The sequence below is a fragment of the Acinetobacter sp. NEB 394 genome (genome assembly GCF_013374795.1).
GTDB lineage: Bacteria > Pseudomonadota > Gammaproteobacteria > Pseudomonadales > Moraxellaceae > Acinetobacter > Acinetobacter johnsonii.
On sequence record NZ_CP055277.1, the window covers coordinates 1,331,610 to 1,349,372 of the forward strand.

The following is a 17,763-nucleotide window of genomic DNA, read 5'->3' on the forward strand; positions in this document are numbered from 1 at the left end:
TATTTGCCTCAGCTTAGCATGAATAAAAATGATTTTTGGAGTAAGCCACTGGCATGAAAGCTTTTATTGTTCGTAGTTTGTTAGTCGTTGTCAGCTTCGTGCTTTTGGTACAGTTGTGGATTTTTGCAAGCCTAGCGTGGTGGCGTTACAAGCCAGTGGAAACCACCATGTTTATGCGGATTGATTATTGGTCTGAGCCATCTAAACCCATTCAACACGAATGGCGTGATTATGACGAGATCAGTGAGTACATGAAAAAAGCTATTGTTGCGGCTGAAGATGGCAAATTTATGCAACATCATGGTTTTGACTGGGATGGCATTCAAGCGGCGCTTGAACGTAATAATGACACGGGCAAAGTGGTTGCCGGTGGTTCAACAATTTCTCAGCAATTGGCCAAAAACTTATTTTTATATAACAAGCGTTCATTCATTCGTAAAGGTCAAGAAGCTGTTGCAACTTGGATGATGGAACGGATGTGGAGCAAAGAACGCATCTTAGAGGTATACCTAAACTCGGTGGAGTTTGGCGATAATATCTATGGCGTGGAAGCTGCAACCCAACACTACTTTGGTAAAAGTTCACGTAGCTTAAGCCGAGAGCAGGCGGTCTTTTTAGCGGCCATTTTACCCAATCCGAAATACTACCAAGACCATCAAAATGACCGTAAGTTGCAAAACCGTGAGCGCATGATTCGAAAGTATATGCGCTATAGCGATATCCCTTAATTTGATTAATGTGAAAAAGCCCAAATTTATGGGCTTTTTTTTATGAAATTGTCACAAAATTGAAGCATACTTATCAGGATAAAACGCATTCAAATAATCAAAGGTTAGCTATGAATACGGCAGCAAGCACATCTCCGATACTACAACCTGAATACGCGTATAACGATCGCTATATTAACCGTGAGTTATCGATATTAGATTTCCATTTACGTGTATTGGAACAAGCCGTAGATCCTTTACATCCGCTGTTAGAACGGATGAATTTCTTACTGATTTTTTCACGTAACTTAGATGAGTTCTTTGAAATTCGTGTTGCGGGCGTCATGGAACAGTTGGATCTGGGCAATGAAAGCCGTAGCCCCGATGGCTTAACTCCACGCCAAGTACTCGATCAAATTTCGCAAACCGCACATGCCGCAATTGAACGTCAGTATCGTATTCTCAATGATGAAATTCTGCCGAAACTACGTGAGGAAGACATTTGCTTCTTACGCCGTGGGGAACTGACACCTGCACAGTCCTCATGGGTGAAGAAATATTTCCAAGAACAGGTTGCACCTGTTTTAACACCGATTAGCCTTGACCCTGCGCATCCATTTCCGCGTTTAGTGAATAAAAGTCTCAACTTTATCGTGACTTTGGAAGGGAAAGACGCATTTGGGCGTCAGATTGATTTGGCCGTTGTTCCTGCACCACGTTCATTGCCACGTGTGGTTCGTCTACCGGATGAACTCACAGTTGGAAAAGAGCATCATGTGATGCTTTCAGCGATTATCCATGAGCATGTTTCTGACTTGTTCCCAGGGATGACAGCTACAGGCTGTTATCAGTTCCGTGTCACACGGAATGCTGATTTGGCGCTCAACGAAGATGTTGAAGACTTAGCCAAAGCACTGAAAGGTGAGTTAAGTTCACGTCGTTTTGGACGAGCAGTACGTTTGGAAGTTACACAAAACTGTCCAGAACATATTTATAACTACTTGCTAGATGAATTTGATCTGCATCAGGAGCAGTTGTATAAAGTCGAAGGACCTGTGAACTTGGCGCGTTTATTGTCCAATTTTAAACGTCCACATCTACGGTATGACGCACATATTCCTGTTATTCCTAAAGTGTTGAAAAAGTCGGAAAGCATGTTCTCTGCAATGCAGAAGCAGGATATTTTACTACATCATCCGTTTGAGTCTTTCGCACCTGTGATTAACTTGTTGCGTGAAGCTGCACGTGACCCACAAGTGTTGGCGATTAAGCAAACCCTCTATCGCAGTGGTGCAGACTCTGAAATTGTACAAGTCCTAGCAGAAGCGGCGCGTAATGGTAAAGAAGTTACCGCGGTGATTGAGCTGCGTGCGCGTTTTGATGAAGAGTCAAATATCGAAGTGGCAAATGTGCTACAAGAAGCGGGTGCTGTGGTTGTTTACGGCATTGTGGGCTATAAAACTCATGCCAAAATGATTCTTGTGGTACGCCGTGAAAATAATAAACTCGTTCGTTATGTGCACTTGGGAACGGGTAACTACCATGCGGGTAATGCACGTATTTATACCGACTATGGTTTGCTTACGACCGATAAAGAGTTGTGTGAAGATGTACACCGTATTTTCCAAGAATTGACAGGTATGGGGAAAATGGCGAAGCTGAAAAAGCTACTTCATGCGCCATTTACGCTCCATGCTCAACTGATCAACTTTATTGATGACGAAATTGCCAATGCGAAAGCAGGTAAGAAAGCGCAGATTATTGTGAAAGTGAATGCACTAACCGAAGTGCAACTGATCAACAAGCTGTATGAGGCATCACAAGCAGGTGTACAAATTGATCTCATTATTCGTTCAATTTGTTGTCTACGCCCGGGCTTGCCAGGGCTTTCGGAAAACATTCGTGTACGTTCGATCGTGGGGCGCTTCTTAGAACATACGCGTGTTTTCTATTTTAGTAATAATGGCGATGCGCGTATTTATGGTTCGAGCGCCGACTGGATGGATCGAAATCTATTTAATCGTGTTGAGGCATGTTTCCCAATTGAAGATCCAGCTTTGAAAAAACGTATTTATCAACAAGGTTTATTGACCTATTTGCAGGATAATCAACAAGCTTGGTTACTACAGGGTGATGGAACTTGGCTTCGTGCCACACCTGCTGAAGGCGAAACCGAGCATAATGCACAGCGTTATTTGCTAGATGTGATTAAATAACTTTAGGGGTTGTGCTTGAGTCTACTAAAGATTTAGGTACAAAAAAAGGAGTCATGTTTGACTCCTTTTTTATGCACTAAAATAAGCTTAGTGCAGATTTTGAGTAATTTTTTGTAGGATTTGTAATAGCACATCAAATTCGCTTTGTAGCGGCGTGCTTTTACGTGTCACCAAAGCCAAGATACGGCTTGGAGCAGCTTCAATTTGTTTGACCATCAACTCTGGATTCGCTTTAATCATATTGGTATGAATTGCGATTTCCGGTAATAGGGTAAAACCAAGATCAGCCGATACCATTTCCACAAGGGTCGGTAAAGAACTCGCTTTTAAGCGATGGTCATTCTTACGTTCACCAATTGGGCAGGCACTTAAAGTGTGGTCACGTAAGCAGTGGCCTTCTTCAAGCAACATTAAACGCGAAAGGTCTAAGTCATCCAGCGATTTGGCTTGGCTTGCGATATCTGATTTATTGCAGACCAAAAACAAACTTTCTTTTGCGACTTCAGCAACTTTTAAGCCACGTGTATCAAAAGGTAGAGCCAAAACGACCATGTCTAAATTGCCATGTTCGAGTTTCTCTACAATTTTCTCACTTTGCGCTTCGTGCAAATGTAGTTGAATTTTAGGGAGTTGCTTATGCACTTCATCTAACAATTGCGCCAGAATAAATGGCGCAATGGTTGGAATAACACCTAGATGTAAATCACCAGTTAAAGGCTCGCTCATTTCTCGGCTTAAACGCATCAGGTCTTGAGCATCTGCCAGTAGAACACGAGCACGAGCAACGACTTGCTCGCCTAGAGGAGTTAAGCGCACATTTTGGCGATCACGCTCTACAAGTACGCCACCGAGTAGGCGTTCAAGCTCCATAATCCCGCCCGACAAAGTCGATTGGGTTACAAATGAACGGCGTGCAGCTTCAGTAAAATGCAGCGTTTCTGACAGTGTAACGAGATATGACAGCTGTCTTAAGGATGGTAATGCAGCCATAGTGTCCTAATGATTATGATTTAAAGTGTTGTGCAAATAATTCGCTAAGATTTGGAATGAAGTGCGGTGGGATATCATGCCCCATTCCATCAATTAATTCAAATTTAGCGCCCATAATTGCCTTTGCAACCGCCTTTCCGTGACTAGGCGGGAGTAAACGGTCTCGCGAACCGTGTACCACAAGGGTCGGTTGTTGAATCTGTTTGTCCAGTTGCAATAAAGAACCTGTACATAATATTGCTAAAAACTGTTGAAGTACACCCGCAGGGTAATAACTTCGGCGATATAATTTGCGAGAAGTCTGAATTGACTCGATTGGATTGTGATAATCAGGCGAGCCAATGATCTTAAACACTTTCAAAGAGTGGCTCACAATTCCTTCTTCATCGGTCGATTCAGGTCGACCAATTAGACTAAAGAGTTGCTTTGGAAAAGGCGGCGGCAGTAAAGGTTGGTTGTTACTGGTGAACATTAGGCCGAGCTTTTTGACCTTCTGTGGATGACGCGCTGCTAGAATTTGCCCAATCATACCACCCATGGATGCACCAATCACATAACTTTCATCTAAACCTAAACGGTCTAAGAGTAGTGCTACATCGTCAGCCATGTCATATAAGTCATAAGGTGCACCACGGTTATCTAAACCTAAAGCAAAGCGCCCCATTAGTTTGAGGGTATTTAAGCGTGGCCCTTGATGTTTAATTTTTGAAGATAAACCAATATCGCGGTTATCAAAGCGAATGATACGGAATCCTTGATCAATCAGAGATTTGCAGAAGAAATCAGGCCAAAATAACAGCTGTGCTCCTAAGCCCATGATCAAAACAATGGTCGGATGATGGTCTTCGCCACCGATTTCGACATGGAGTTCAATACCATTGCCTAAGTCGACTTTGGTTTCGCGCATGAAAGAGGTATAGGGTGAAAGATTATATTGGAGTGCGCTATTCATTATTGTAATCCTCACATAAAGGACATCTATTGTTATAAATATCCTTTTATTTAAACTCTAAACCTGTGCTGGAATCAAGTCTGGAACCAGTTTTGTTAATGCTAAACGTTGTTTCGCTGCGGTTGCTCCAAGCAGTACGAAGCCGCGAAGTGTGCCTTGACTGTCTAGGGCTTTGGCAATCATGCCATCATCTAACTCTTCAGTTTCCCAGTTCACCTCTGCATCAATTGGTGCAGGTAAAACAGTGAGCGGCGCAGCAGGTGTTTTAACTGCTACAGGCATAGCAGGGTAATGCACCGCAGTGGTCTCGCCATTTAAGGTTTTCGCTAAAGCGCGTGCTTGCTGCATGATCGGCATGACATAAGGCAGCAAGAGTCCATTGACTTCAGCACAATCTCCGACGGCGTAGATATGTGGTTGATTCGTCTCAAGTTGTGCATTGGTCAAAATGCCACGACTGGTTTGAATACCTGCTTCTTTTGCAAGGGAAATGTTTGGTTGTAGACCAATCGCAGATAAGACTACATCTGCGACCAAAGACTGACCATTGGCTAAGGTCACAACATAGTCACCATTTTCAATTTTAGACACTTTTTCAACTGTGGTGCCAAGGACAAAATGAATACCTGTTGCTTCAAGGTTTTCTTTAAAGGCACTTGAAACATGCGCTGGCAATAAACGACCCAAAGGCTGGTTTGCCAAGTCGATGACGGTAGCTTGATGGCCTGTATGTTGTAAATCATTGGCAAATTCGCAGCCGATGAGACCTGCACCTAAAATGACTACACGCTTGTCTGCACGTTTTTCAAGTTTTGCACGGAAGGTTTTATAGTCGTCTAGATTGTTTACAACTTGAATGTCATTACTTCCATCGCCCGCAATGGCTAAGCGAATTGGGTTTGCACCTACCGCTAAAACCAATTGAGAGTAGGGCTGTGTAGATTCAGCGCCATCTTTAATAACGGTTAACTGCTGCTGTTCAGCATGAATCTCTTTCACCCAAGTATGCGTGGCAATTTGCATTTTCAGTTGTGTTGCCATTTTCTCTGCATCACCCAAAGCAATTTGTTCAGGCGCTTTGTTGGCAACAAAGGCATTGGACAATGTTGGTTTGGCATAATTAGTCGCATCATCTGCACATAGCATAAGCAGCTCTTGTTCAGGGTTCAGCTTGCGAAATTCACGTGCTACAGCATAGCCTGCCATACCTGAGCCAATGATGACGATGGGATGCATAAGGTTCTCCAGAGATTATTTTAAAGACGTAAAAAAAGACCATGCTGCATGGTCTTTAACACTATGAATTAGATTTCAACCATTTCAAAATCGATTTTTGACACGCCACAATCTGGGCAAGTCCAATCGTCAGGGATATCATCCCATTTCGTTCCCGCTACGATGCCATCTTGTGGCCAACCTTCTGCTTCGTCATAAATCCATCCACAAACGATGCATTGATACTTCTTCATTTGACTCTCCAAAACGCTGAACAAGAAAGGGTTCAGCAAAATAATCCATTACGCAAGCTGCTATTCATCTGAGTGGTTAGCATGCTTCGCTAACCTAAATTTTTACGCAGTTCTAATACGAATGTAAAGTAAATATCGGAGTTTAATGATTGAATCTATCTGCTAAAAGCGATGATCAGGACAAAACGTATCATTTAAAACCAGATCGTATTTTGCAAAAGTGTGAAAGATATAGATGATTGCAAGTCAAAAAGCTGTGTTTTTTCAATCAGCTGGTCTTTTAAAATCCTTAAAAATATAGACTATGGTCGTGATTCAAATGTAGAATTAAATTGCTATTTTAACATTGAGTACATCTATACCTAATATTTATTAAAAAAATGATTTAATTAAAAACAATAACTTACATAAATATTTTGGTTGTTCAGTCGGCTGCATAGCCAGTGCTTGACTGTTTTTTTAACAGATAAAGCTGTAAAATTCATCTATTCCTTTTCAAATTTTATTGATCTCCTATGAACAACTTGTCTACAACGTTGTGGTCGCACATTCGTACGGTCCAAGATTTTCCAAAACCTGGGATTTGTTTCTTCGATTTAACACCATTGTTTATGAGCAATATTGAGCCTTTAACCGACGCGTTAATTGCAAGTATTCCTGCTGAGCAGTTAGCGGAAGTAGACAGTTTTGTTGCTGTAGAAGCGCGTGGCTTTGTCCTTGCGAGCTTATTGGCACAACGTTTAGGTAAAGGTTTATTGTTGGTGCGCAAAGCAGGCAAGCTGCCACCACCAGTCGTGGGTGTGGGGTATAGTTTGGAATACGGTTTAGACCGTTTAGAAATGGCAGCCAATACTCCATCGCAAAAAGTGATTATTGTAGATGACGTTTTAGCGACAGGCGGGACATTAAAAGCCGTTAAACAGTTAGTGGCAAAATGTAATCATGAAGTGCTAGGTGCCAGTATTTTTCTTGATTTGCCTGATTTGCATGCTGACTTAGGTTTAAAGATTTGGTCAGTATTAGATGACAAATCAAAACCAGAATCTGTTGCGGCGTAAGCAGATTAAAAAGCCTTGGGACATCCAAGGCTTTTTTTATTTATATAAATATTGTTGTTCTAAATGTTCAATCAGTTGATTAATATTTTCAGGTTTAAGTAGTCGGTGATGTCCACCTTCAACCGTTTGAATCAACATGTAATTTTCTAAAATCTCCTGTGCCGCGTACATATCGATTAATTCATCTCCCAGCTCTAAATAGGCCACTTGCGGTACATTGTGATCTAAGTCAGTATCATTAATGCTCGGGTAATCATCGCGGAAGTCAGGGGCTAAGCGTGGGTTGGCAATCACACACGGAATTTGATGCAGTAGCGACATTTTCAATGCCCAATACGCACCAATACAATGTCCAACAATAATTTCAGGTTTTATTTTTTCAATAATATCGTCGTAGAAACTGGCTACGGTAGAAAAATTGAGATAGCGATAATCGATATCGATACAAAATTTCTGCTTTGCATCAATGGCATGGAATTTAGTGGACTCACGTGAGGAGTCTAATCCATGCAAAAACAAAATTTTAGATTCGCATCTGCTCATGATTTATCATTCAATTAAAAAAACTAAATTATTTTATGAGTGGAGAAAAGTTTACTTTTCCACGATTTATAATGTCCATTGTAGAGGGATTAACCGTGAAATGAAGTTAGCTTTTGGTCTAAGAAATAGACAGACCTTTTATACGGTGGGCGTATAAGCTCAGAAATAAACAGGATGTATACTTTTTTATATACCGCGTGGTTTTTGATGATGCTCATTCGTCTGGAATTCTGCTATGCTATGCAACTTCCGTTTTTTAATACATATACGAGGCAGAGATGACGCAACAAAACGCTCAATCGACTTCTGAACAAGCCATTTCCGAAAACGATTTAATTGCACAGCGTCATGCCAAGTTAAAGCAGATTGAAGATCAAGCCAAACAAACGGGCACTAGCCCATGGCCAAACACGTTTAAACGTGAACATTATGCGCAAGACTTACAAGATCAATTTGCAGACAAAAGCAAAGAAGAAATTGAAGCAGCAGAGCATGTTTATGTGTCTGTAGCGGGTCGTGTGATGTTGAACCGCGGTTCATTCATCGTGATCCAAGATATGACGGGTCGTATACAGTTATATGTGGCGCGTAAAGAATTAGCACCAGAAACTTTAGAAACCATTAAGAGCTTAGATCTTGGCGATATTATCGCGGTGAAAGGTTATATCGGTCGTTCAGGTAAAGGTGACCTTTATGTACATATTGAACACTTTGAGCTTTTAACCAAGTCACTTCGTCCACTTCCAGATAAATTTCATGGTCTAAACGACACTGAAGTTAAATATCGTAAGCGTTATCTTGACCTGATTGTGAACGAAGAAACACGTAAGACTTTTGAAATCCGTGCCAAAGTGGTTTCAGGCATTCGTGCCTTCTTAACTGAGCAGCGTTTCATGGAAGTAGAAACACCGATGATGCATGTGATTCCAGGTGGAGCATCAGCGCGCCCATTTGAAACGCATCATAATGCTTTGGATATGCCACTTTTCTTACGTATCGCGCCTGAGCTTTACTTAAAGCGTTTGGTTGTTGGTGGTTTTGAGCGTGTGTTTGAAATTAACCGTAACTTCCGTAACGAAGGTGTTTCGACGCGTCATAACCCAGAATTCACCATGATTGAATTCTATCAAGCTTATGCCGACTATAAAGACTTGATGGAACTTACCGAAAATATGCTTGAGCGTTTAGCGCTGGACATTTTGGGTTCAACTGATGTGCCTTATGGTGAAGAAGTGTATAGCTTCAAAGGCCCATTCAAGAAAATTTCAATGTTTGATGCCATTCTTGCACACAACCCACAGTTCATGCCTGAAAATGTCAATGATCGTGAATTCTTGGCAAAATTTGTGCAAGAAGAGCTGAAAGAACAGGTAAAACCAGGTTTTGGTCTGGGCAAACTTCAAACCATCGTATTTGAAGAAACTGTTGAAACTCAGCTACGTCAACCGACTTTCATTACAGAATATCCAGCTGAAACATCGCCATTGGCACGTCGTAATGATCATAACCCACACATTACGGACCGTTTTGAGTTCTTTATTGGTGGCCGTGAACTTGCGAATGGTTTCTCCGAGTTGAATGACCCAATTGACCAAGCTGAACGTTTTCAAGCACAGGTTTCAGAAAAAGACGCGGGTGACGATGAAGCAATGCACTACGATGCAGACTTTGTTGAAGCACTTGAGTATGGTTTACCACCGACAGCGGGTGAGGGTATCGGTATTGACCGTTTAGTCATGTTATTCGCTAATGCAGCAAGTATTCGTGATGTGATTCTGTTCCCACACATGCGTCATAAAAACTAAGTTTGATCTGAACATAAAAAGCCTGCATTCATTGCGGGTTTTTTATGGCTCGTGCAATTAGCTTAACTTTATTTGCTATCATGTTGATATATAATCAACAAGCTGGTCTGTAGTGTGCTTTTTAGTCTTCTAGGTTGCGAGTTTGGTGAGTCACATATATAGAACTGAAATAAAACCGACTTTAGGTATTTGTAGATGTATTACCTAGCAGAAAATTAGAGGAAAATTGAAGGGTGAATTGGTAAATAGGCTGAATACTTTGAATGAAGTTGATGTAATATTTGAGTTTATTTGGGGGATATATAATTGTTGAATAAAACTTATAGGGCTTATCAATTTTGTTTTATATGAGGTTTTTGCATATAAATATAATAAAACAAGCAATAGTGTGTATAACTAAATCTTTATAATGAATATATATTTTTAAAAGTGTAATAAGTACACGATTTTTGTGAGTTGGTGCTGTCAATGTCATTAAATGAGGAAAGACTTACTCATCTTAAACAGCTTGAAGCTGAGAGTATTCATATTATCCGCGAAGTAGCTGCTGAGTTTGAAAACCCAGTGATGCTTTATTCTATTGGTAAGGATTCAGCAGTGATGCTGCATCTGGCGCTTAAAGCGTTCTATCCTGCCAAGCTTCCATTTCCGCTTCTGCATGTAGATACGGGCTGGAAATTTAAAGACATGATTGCTTTCCGCGACAACATGGCAAAAACCCATGGCTTTGATTTGATCGTGCATCAAAACAAAGAAGGGAAAGATGCGGGCATTAACCCATTTGATCATGGTAGCTCAAAATATACCGACATCATGAAAACTCAAGGCTTAAAACAAGCACTTGATAAATACGGTTTTGATGCGGCATTTGGTGGTGCGCGTCGTGATGAAGAAAAATCACGTGCCAAAGAACGTGTCTATTCATTCCGTGACTCGAAACACCGTTGGGACCCGAAAAACCAACGTCCTGAACTTTGGAATCTTTACAATGGTAAAGTGAACAAAGGTGAAAGTATTCGTGTATTCCCACTATCAAACTGGACTGAGCTTGATATTTGGCAATATATCTACTTGGAAAGCATTCCATTGGTTCCACTTTATTTAGCTGCAGAACGTCCTGTGGTTGAGCGTAGTGGCACCCTGATTATGGTTGATGATGAACGTATGCCTTTAAAAGAAGGTGAAATTCCACAAATGAAATCGGTACGCTTCCGTACACTTGGTTGTTACCCACTTACGGGTGCAGTTGAGTCAACGGCAAATACCTTACCTGAAATTATCCAAGAAATGTTGCTTGCAACCAGCTCTGAACGTCAAGGTCGTATGATTGACCATGATGAGGCGGGCTCGATGGAGAAGAAAAAGCAAGAAGGTTATTTCTAACTGTTGATAAATCTCTCCCCTTGCGCAGCAGTGCTGCTCATCTTTTTCTAAGAGAGGAGAAAAGCCCTTCTTTTGTGAAGGGGAAAGTCTCCCTTAACAAAGGGAGATTTAGAGGGATTAAAGAGATTAAAAACCGATTTCTAAAGAATATGTGGAGTTTTGAGCAATGTCTCATCAATCAGAACTGATTAGCCAAGATATCTTGGGCTATCTAAAACAACATGAAAATAAAGACCTATTGCGTTTTTTGACTTGCGGTAATGTCGATGATGGTAAGTCAACTTTAATTGGTCGTTTACTTTACGATTCAAAATTGATTTATGAAGATCAATTGCAAGCAGTAACTCGTGACTCTAAAAAAGTCGGTACGACAGGCGATGCACCTGACTTAGCACTCCTTGTAGATGGTCTACAAGCTGAACGTGAGCAGGGTATTACCATTGATGTTGCTTATCGTTATTTCTCAACTGAAAAACGTAAGTTCATCATTGCCGACACGCCAGGACATGAGCAATACACGCGTAACATGGCGACTGGTGCGTCAACCTGTGATCTTGCGATTATCTTGATTGATGCGCGCTATGGTGTACAAACTCAGACGCGTCGCCATACTTATATTGCAAGCTTACTGGGCATTAAGAACATTATTGTTGCGATTAACAAAATGGACTTGGTTGAATTTTCTGAAGCGCGCTTCAATGAAATTCAGACGGAGTATGCAGGTTTTGTGGCGCAATTGGGTGACCGTAAGCCAAACAACATTATCTTTACGCCTATTTCAGCATTGAATGGTGATAACGTTGTCAATAAATCACCAAATACGCCATGGTATACAGGCGAAACGTTAATGGGTACGCTTGAGTCTGTGGAAATTAACCGCAGTTCAGTGACCAACGATTTCCGTTTCCCTGTGCAATATGTGAACCGTCCAAACCTCGACTTCCGTGGTTTCTGCGGTACGGTTGCGCTAGGTGATGTATCGGTAGGTGACAAAATCGTGGCTTTACCATCAGGTAAGTCGTCGACGGTTAAAGAAATCGTTACTTATGATGGGAACTTAGAGCGTGCCGTTGCAGGTCAAGCGGTAACCTTGACTCTGAATGACGAAATTGATATTTCGCGTGGTAACGTGCTTGTGCGTGCGGATCAAGCTGCGCCAGAAATTTCACGTTCGGTCAATGCCACTGTGGTTTGGATGGCAGATCAACCGCTGGTGATTGGTAAGTTGTACAACCTAAAAGTGGGTACGCAAACCGTTCCTGCAAAAGTCACTGCTATTAACTACCGTACCAATGTCAACACATTGGAAAAGGCACAAGTGGATAGCCTTGAGCTGAACGCTATTGCTCATGTTACCGTTGAGTTTGATGCGCCTGTCGTATTTGATCGCTACCAAGACAGTCGTTATACAGGTTCGTTTATCTTCATCGACCGTTTAAACAACGTGACGATTGGTGCGGGTATGGTGGAAGAGTCTGTGGAATGGTCTGCGCATAGCAACCCTGTCACAGCGGAAGACCGTGCTGCACGTTTAGGTCAAAAACCTGCTGCGGTAACTGTCTCTGCGAAAGCCCTAGAAAATGCACAAGCACTTGAAACCTTGTTAATTCAACAAGGTGTGGTTGCAATTGCGAAAGCAGGTCTAACTGCTGATCAGGTTGCATTAGTACGTGAAACAGGTGTGGTTGTGGTGACTGACCTTGTCGACGGTACAGATGTCGCATTCACTCAAGATGCGGTTGAAGAGCTAGCTGATAAAATTGTGGAATTGGTTCGCCTATAAGAGATTGAGCTGATTTGAAGGAACCCACCGTAAGGTGGGTTTTTTATTTCTATTTTAGATGGATAAATATTATTCAAATAAATAATGTGATATTTCAATAAAAATTCAGTGCTATAGAATGCCTCTTTTGTAGAGGGGTATTATGAAAAAAATATTATTATTTATTGGTTTAACTTTAACTTTTGCTGCTGATGCTAAACAGGCTACGCAAAGTGATGAAGCGATTAAGAAGGAAATTATTCAACAATCGATACAAACGTATTCGGGAAATTGTCCTTACAATACTGCAAGAAATGGAAGTCGGTGTGGTAAACGTAGTGCTTACAATCGAGTCGGTGGTGCTCGCCACTTTGTTATCCAGAAGACGTGAGTGATCGTATGGTAAAAGAATTTAAAGGGCGAGCGTAATTTAAGTTCGATCTACAAAGCTTGGAAAATGAAAGAAAACCTGCGGAGATACAGGTTTTCTATTTTGGTGAGGGATTAGACAAGCTTTAATTATTGAGATTGTTAATCGATTGGTTTTGTTAGGAAGTCTCATTATCTTTGTTTAAGCGCTTTTTCAGTTTATTCACATAACGTTTAAATGGCCAAGTAAATTGCTTCACAAAACTGTTTGGAATTTTATAGCCGACTGTGCCATATACACTGGCCAAATGATTAGGCATGTAAATCGATTTAAAAATCACGTCATAAAGTGGAATAAAGGCTGCATAATTTTTATCAATCGCAGGCTTTTCAGAAGAATGATGCCAATGGTGAAACTCAGGTGTTGCGATCAGCCAGCGCAGATAGGGAAAGCGGAAACGCACGTTGGAGTGAATAAAAATGGCATGGAAAGAAATAAAGACCAAATAAGCAAAGACAGCAGACGTATGAAAACCTAACAAGAAAATTGGTAAGGTTGCGATAAAACGGGTCATTAACACTTCAACGATGTGTAAGCGTGAAGAGGCTAGCCAGTCCATTTGTTCCGTTGAATGGTGAATGGCATGAAAGCGCCATAAAAAATTCACTTCATGCATCGCACGGTGTAACCAATAGGTGGTGAAGTCCACCACAATCAATAACTCAATAAACTGCAACCAAATCGGTTGTGCCTGCACATAAGGCACAATCGGGTTATTGGGAATATGTGTGATCCAATACTGAATAGGCATGACCGTTAAAAACGAAAAAAGCTGAATGCCAATATGGCTAAACATGAAATATTTCATGTCTGTGACCCAGCCGACGCGCAGAATTTTCTGTTCAGTGTTCTTTGCAAAGAATCCTTCAAGTGGTATGAAAACTAAAGCAAGGATGATTAAGGTAATAACGAAATAATCAAAACCTGCATAAAATGGTAGCGCAGGCAATGTCGGCGCTTTGATCAGCCCACAGCCTAAAACAGCCGCTAAAATGGTGATACACAAACCATAAAAACCATATTTATTCTGTTTAATGATCGCACTATAGGTACCAAAACCAGCACTGATTACAATGCCAAACAGTAAGGTATAGTAGAAAATATCATAGTGTTTGCTATAGAGCGGGCGTAGTTCTGGTGTGGTGAGCACAGTGGGGAATAAAAAACATAAAGCCGCAAAAATACCCAAAAAGCCTAAGGAAACAGAAAGAAATGCACTGATCTTGCCTTGCCCAGCATTGAGTTGTAGGTTTTCAAATTTTTTTCTAAGTTGATCTGTCATTTTAATTTAATTCTGAATTTTAGGAGTTTTGTCAGAGTTTGCTTGAGGGTGTGAGCATGCAAACAGAGGTTAAATTTTAGCGGTATTACAACTGTTCAGCAATCTTATCTAAAAAGATCAAGTAATCCTTCACGTTTACCTATTTGATTATAAATTCTGATGTTCTATTTCAGAATTTAAGGTTGCAATCATTAAAAAATTAACTAAGATATATCTTAATAATTTAAAGTTGTATCTTAGACATGTCTAGAACACAAAAAGTTGAATCCTTTACTCATTTGGAAATAGCGCCAGTGTTACGTAAACAGCGCCTATTTGAAGCGGGTCAGATGAAACTTTTAGCCTTACATCTCATTTCATTCGCACCTAAATATGGCTATGACCTTATTAAAGAAGTGAGTGAAATTGTGGGAGGGGGCTATTGCCCAAGTGCAGGAACGATCTATCCAACCTTGAATTATTTGGAAGAGCAGCAGTTTGTTCAGGTTGCGTTAGATGATGCTGAACGTAAGCAATACCGTATAACGGCCTTGGGTTTGAAGCATCTTGAGGTTGAGCAAGCAAATGTGGAAAAGATTTTATCTCGTTTCGATACGCGTAAAAAAATTCAAAATAATGAACAATATCTTGACATTAAACGTGCGATGGAAAACCTCAAAGCTTCCTTAAAGCTCAAGATACAACACAGTGAGCTGAGCGCTGAACAAATTCGTGTTATTGCAGAACAAATTGATCAAGCAGCGGTGAATATTGCACGTCTCTAGGAAAACAGAATGAAACAACATGCTTATGAAGTCACACTTAAACACATTGCAGATGCTCAAGGCAACCCGTCGACCTATACCGATATTTTGAGTTTTAACAGCTATAACCACGACGATATTTTTAACGTGTTACAGGTGATTCAAAACAGTCAAATGCTGGATGATGAAGCAGCGAAATCATTTGCTGTTGGTTTAAAGCTCTTTAGTGAGGTGATGCTAGAGCATAAAAGCCTTCCGCTCTTTAAAGATTTTATGCCACATTTTGGGCAGTTTATGAAAGCTTTAAAACAAACCGTTAAAACGTAAAACCAAAGCTAACTTTTATTTACTCAGGTCGATTATGTTCAACACGCTCCCCAAAATTCATATCAAACACTTAAATTGGTTAATGCCTTTATTACTTTCAGGTCTGATGAGCGGATCTATTTCTGGTTTTAACTTACTGTTAAATAAAGGCCTAGTGCATAATTTCTTCCACCTTTGGCTCAAAAGCTGGAGTCTATCTTGGCTGATTGCATTTCCTCTGATTATGGTGTTTTGCCTTTGGTTCGTAAATTTCTAATGCGGTTTGTATCTTTGCCTGATCAGCCACGCAACTGAATACCTGTGTTTTTCATCTGGCCCTAATCGTTCTACGTAATGTTTGAGAGGGATGTCGAGTGCAGTTGCATTGATGTCGCAGCTTGCTTTTTTTATCAATAATCAGCGCTATCACGTAGCAAAATAGGCTTCACACTATACATAAGTACGGTGTTCTTCATTTCAATTTATTTCTATGATCAAATAGGTCTATGAAACTTGAAAAATATCGCAAGAGTTAGGAATAAATCATGTCACAAACAACGATGCAACAGGTCATTATTACAGAGCCGGGTGGTGTGGATAAGCTGGCATATGAAACAGTGACTATCCCTAAAGCAAAAGCAGATGAGGTCTTGGTTAAGGTCCATGCGTTTGGCATTAACCGTCCAGATATTTTACAGCGTCAAGGTTTATATCCAATGCCGCCTGGGGTAACACAAGTGCCGGGGCTTGAGGTTGCAGGTGAAGTCGTTGCAGTTGGAGCTGAAGTTACCCAGTTTAAATTAGGCGATAAAGTTTGTGGTTTGACCAATGGTGGTGGTTATGCCGAGTATTGTGTAGTTCCACAAAGTCAAACTTTACATATTCCAGAAAATGTAAGCTTTGTGGAAGCGGCGGCTATTCCTGAAACTTTTTTCACGGTCTGGGCCAATGTATTCCAAATGGGTAAAGCCAAAGCAGGGGAAGTGGTGTTAATACATGGTGGAACCAGTGGCATTGGCACCACGGCACTCATGCTATGTAAAGCATTGGGCATTAAAACCTTTGCAACCGTCGGCAGCGATGAAAAAGTACAAGCCATTGCGAATTTGACAGATGCCATCAATTATAAAACCCAAGACTTTGAACACCTGATCAATGAGAAAACGGATAATGCTGGTATTGATGTCATTTTAGATATGGTGGGTGCACCGTATTTAGAAAAGAATTTGAACTTGCTCCGCCGCGATGGACGTTTGGTTTATATTGCCTTTTTAGGGGGTGCAAAAGCCAAAGAGGTTAAGTTGGGGCAAATTATGATGAAGCGCTTAACCATCACAGGTTCGACCATGCGTGCACGAAATACCGCTGAGAAGGCTGAGATTGCACAAGGTTTACAAGATCATGTGGCACCGTTATGGGCCAAAGGCGATTGCTTGCCGATGATTTATCAAACTTTTGAGTTTGATCAGATTCAAGCAGCGCATGCCTGCATGGACACGGGTGAGCACGTGGGTAAAGTTGTGGTAACAATCCTGTAATATTTCTAGAGTATAAAAAGTAGAGCTGTCATCATGTCGGCTTTTCTTTTGCCTAAAATTTTTCCAAAAAATAAAAATAATGTACTGAAAACAGAAAATAATTTCACAAAGATTAAAAAATGATAACTGTTCGACACAACCTGTCAAAACCGTGGTGTAAATTTGAAACTAAATTTAAACCTGACAAATTTACGTGGTTTTAAATGAAAAATAAAACAGAAAAGAGGGTTGTCATGAAAATTTTATCGACATCATATACACATGCGCATGGTTTCCGTGCGCTCAAGCGCTTGCATAAGGCGGTTATCTATAATAGTGTTTTACCTGATGAGTTACACAAGTTGTATAAAGCCTTAATTCATTTTGAACGCTATATAGAGCGATTAGCGCATCAGAAAACCGCTGTAAAGAAGAGGAAATCTAACTAACATTGAGCGCTTTTTTTGATAAAAACATGACATAGCTTGAAAGTTGACTGTTTGTCTTTTACTTAATATTATTCAGTGATTTATATTGAATTTAATGCTTAGGCATTTAACTATAAATAAAGACACAACATTGATTGTGCAGCGAGGGCAA

General features: G+C 40.7%; 16 protein-coding genes and 2 pseudogenes. 12 read left to right on the top strand and 6 right to left on the bottom strand.

Annotated features, from left to right (window positions below; translation table 11 throughout):
* Positions 1-53: 53 nt before the first annotated feature.
* Positions 54-728, top strand: a complete 675-nt coding sequence (gene mtgA / locus HUK62_RS06295) for a monofunctional biosynthetic peptidoglycan transglycosylase (RefSeq protein WP_004694386.1) — start codon at positions 54-56, stop codon at positions 726-728.
* Positions 729-838: 110 nt separating this feature from the next.
* Positions 839-2,923, top strand: a complete 2,085-nt coding sequence (ppk1, locus tag HUK62_RS06300) for a polyphosphate kinase 1 (RefSeq protein WP_176537391.1) — start codon at positions 839-841, stop codon at positions 2,921-2,923.
* An 87-nt stretch (positions 2,924-3,010) separates the two neighbouring features.
* Here the strand turns inward: ppk1 and oxyR are convergent, their stop codons facing one another.
* The 4 genes from oxyR to rubA form a co-directional block, all read right to left on the bottom strand.
* Positions 3,011-3,913 (bottom strand): LysR family transcriptional regulator OxyR, encoded by a 903-nt coding sequence (gene oxyR, locus HUK62_RS06305; RefSeq protein WP_087010525.1) that lies wholly within the window; start codon positions 3,911-3,913, stop codon positions 3,011-3,013.
* Between the two features lie 13 nt (positions 3,914-3,926).
* On the bottom strand, positions 3,927-4,865 hold the full coding sequence (locus HUK62_RS06310; protein ID WP_004694383.1) for an alpha/beta hydrolase: 939 nt from the start codon (positions 4,863-4,865) through the stop codon (positions 3,927-3,929).
* A gap of 57 nt (positions 4,866-4,922) precedes the next feature.
* On the bottom strand, positions 4,923-6,101 hold the full coding sequence (locus HUK62_RS06315; RefSeq protein ID WP_176537392.1) for an FAD-dependent oxidoreductase: 1,179 nt from the start codon (positions 6,099-6,101) through the stop codon (positions 4,923-4,925).
* A gap of 68 nt (positions 6,102-6,169) precedes the next feature.
* Positions 6,170-6,334, bottom strand: a complete 165-nt coding sequence (gene rubA / locus HUK62_RS06320) for a rubredoxin RubA (protein ID WP_004694381.1) — start codon at positions 6,332-6,334, stop codon at positions 6,170-6,172.
* Positions 6,335-6,849: 515 nt separating this feature from the next.
* Between rubA and HUK62_RS06325 the strand changes: the two genes are divergently transcribed.
* Positions 6,850-7,392 carry an adenine phosphoribosyltransferase gene (locus tag HUK62_RS06325; protein ID WP_058869209.1) on the top strand — a complete coding sequence of 181 codons (543 nt, stop codon included), beginning with the start codon at positions 6,850-6,852 and terminating at the stop codon, positions 7,390-7,392.
* Between the two features lie 36 nt (positions 7,393-7,428).
* Here HUK62_RS06325 and HUK62_RS06330 read toward each other — a convergent pair whose 3' ends face one another.
* A complete protein-coding gene (locus tag HUK62_RS06330; RefSeq protein WP_062034108.1) occupies positions 7,429-7,935 on the bottom strand; it encodes a YqiA/YcfP family alpha/beta fold hydrolase in 507 nt (168 codons plus the stop codon).
* Between the two features lie 278 nt (positions 7,936-8,213).
* Here HUK62_RS06330 and lysS point away from each other — a divergent pair, with 278 nt between their 5' ends.
* From lysS to HUK62_RS06350, 4 genes and pseudogenes are all read left to right on the top strand, one after another.
* The gene (lysS, locus tag HUK62_RS06335) at positions 8,214-9,740 is read left to right on the top strand and encodes a lysine--tRNA ligase (protein WP_176537393.1); all 1,527 of its coding nucleotides are present in this window, start codon (positions 8,214-8,216) and stop codon (positions 9,738-9,740) included.
* Between the two features lie 468 nt (positions 9,741-10,208).
* Positions 10,209-11,123, top strand: a complete 915-nt coding sequence (cysD, locus tag HUK62_RS06340; RefSeq protein ID WP_087527204.1) for a sulfate adenylyltransferase subunit CysD — start codon at positions 10,209-10,211, stop codon at positions 11,121-11,123.
* 166 nt (positions 11,124-11,289) lie between these two features.
* Positions 11,290-12,906: a sulfate adenylyltransferase subunit CysN gene (cysN, locus tag HUK62_RS06345; protein WP_176537394.1), complete on the top strand. Its 1,617-nt coding sequence runs from the start codon at positions 11,290-11,292 to the stop codon at positions 12,904-12,906.
* Between the two features lie 142 nt (positions 12,907-13,048).
* Positions 13,049-13,314 (top strand): annotated as a pseudogene (locus HUK62_RS06350) (hypothetical protein).
* 119 nt (positions 13,315-13,433) lie between these two features.
* Here HUK62_RS06350 and HUK62_RS06355 read toward each other — a convergent pair.
* Entirely contained in the window at positions 13,434-14,597 is a 1,164-nt protein-coding gene (locus HUK62_RS06355; RefSeq protein WP_176537395.1) for a sterol desaturase family protein, read from the bottom strand.
* 242 nt (positions 14,598-14,839) lie between these two features.
* Here HUK62_RS06355 and HUK62_RS06360 point away from each other — a divergent pair, with 242 nt between their 5' ends.
* From HUK62_RS06360 to HUK62_RS06380, 5 genes and pseudogenes are all read left to right on the top strand, one after another.
* Complete coding sequence (locus tag HUK62_RS06360; protein WP_176537396.1) at positions 14,840-15,361, top strand: PadR family transcriptional regulator; 522 nt, start codon at positions 14,840-14,842, stop codon at positions 15,359-15,361.
* A 9-nt stretch (positions 15,362-15,370) separates the two neighbouring features.
* The gene (locus tag HUK62_RS06365) at positions 15,371-15,667 is read left to right on the top strand and encodes a DUF3861 domain-containing protein (RefSeq protein ID WP_176537397.1); all 297 of its coding nucleotides are present in this window, start codon (positions 15,371-15,373) and stop codon (positions 15,665-15,667) included.
* Positions 15,668-15,701: 34 nt separating this feature from the next.
* A pseudogene (locus tag HUK62_RS06370) lies at positions 15,702-15,961 on the top strand (DUF2798 domain-containing protein).
* 230 nt (positions 15,962-16,191) lie between these two features.
* The gene (locus tag HUK62_RS06375; protein ID WP_176537398.1) at positions 16,192-17,184 is read left to right on the top strand and encodes an NAD(P)H-quinone oxidoreductase; all 993 of its coding nucleotides are present in this window, start codon (positions 16,192-16,194) and stop codon (positions 17,182-17,184) included.
* A gap of 233 nt (positions 17,185-17,417) precedes the next feature.
* The gene (locus HUK62_RS06380; RefSeq protein WP_176538452.1) at positions 17,418-17,612 is read left to right on the top strand and encodes a hypothetical protein; all 195 of its coding nucleotides are present in this window, start codon (positions 17,418-17,420) and stop codon (positions 17,610-17,612) included.
* Positions 17,613-17,763: the final 151 nt, after the last annotated feature.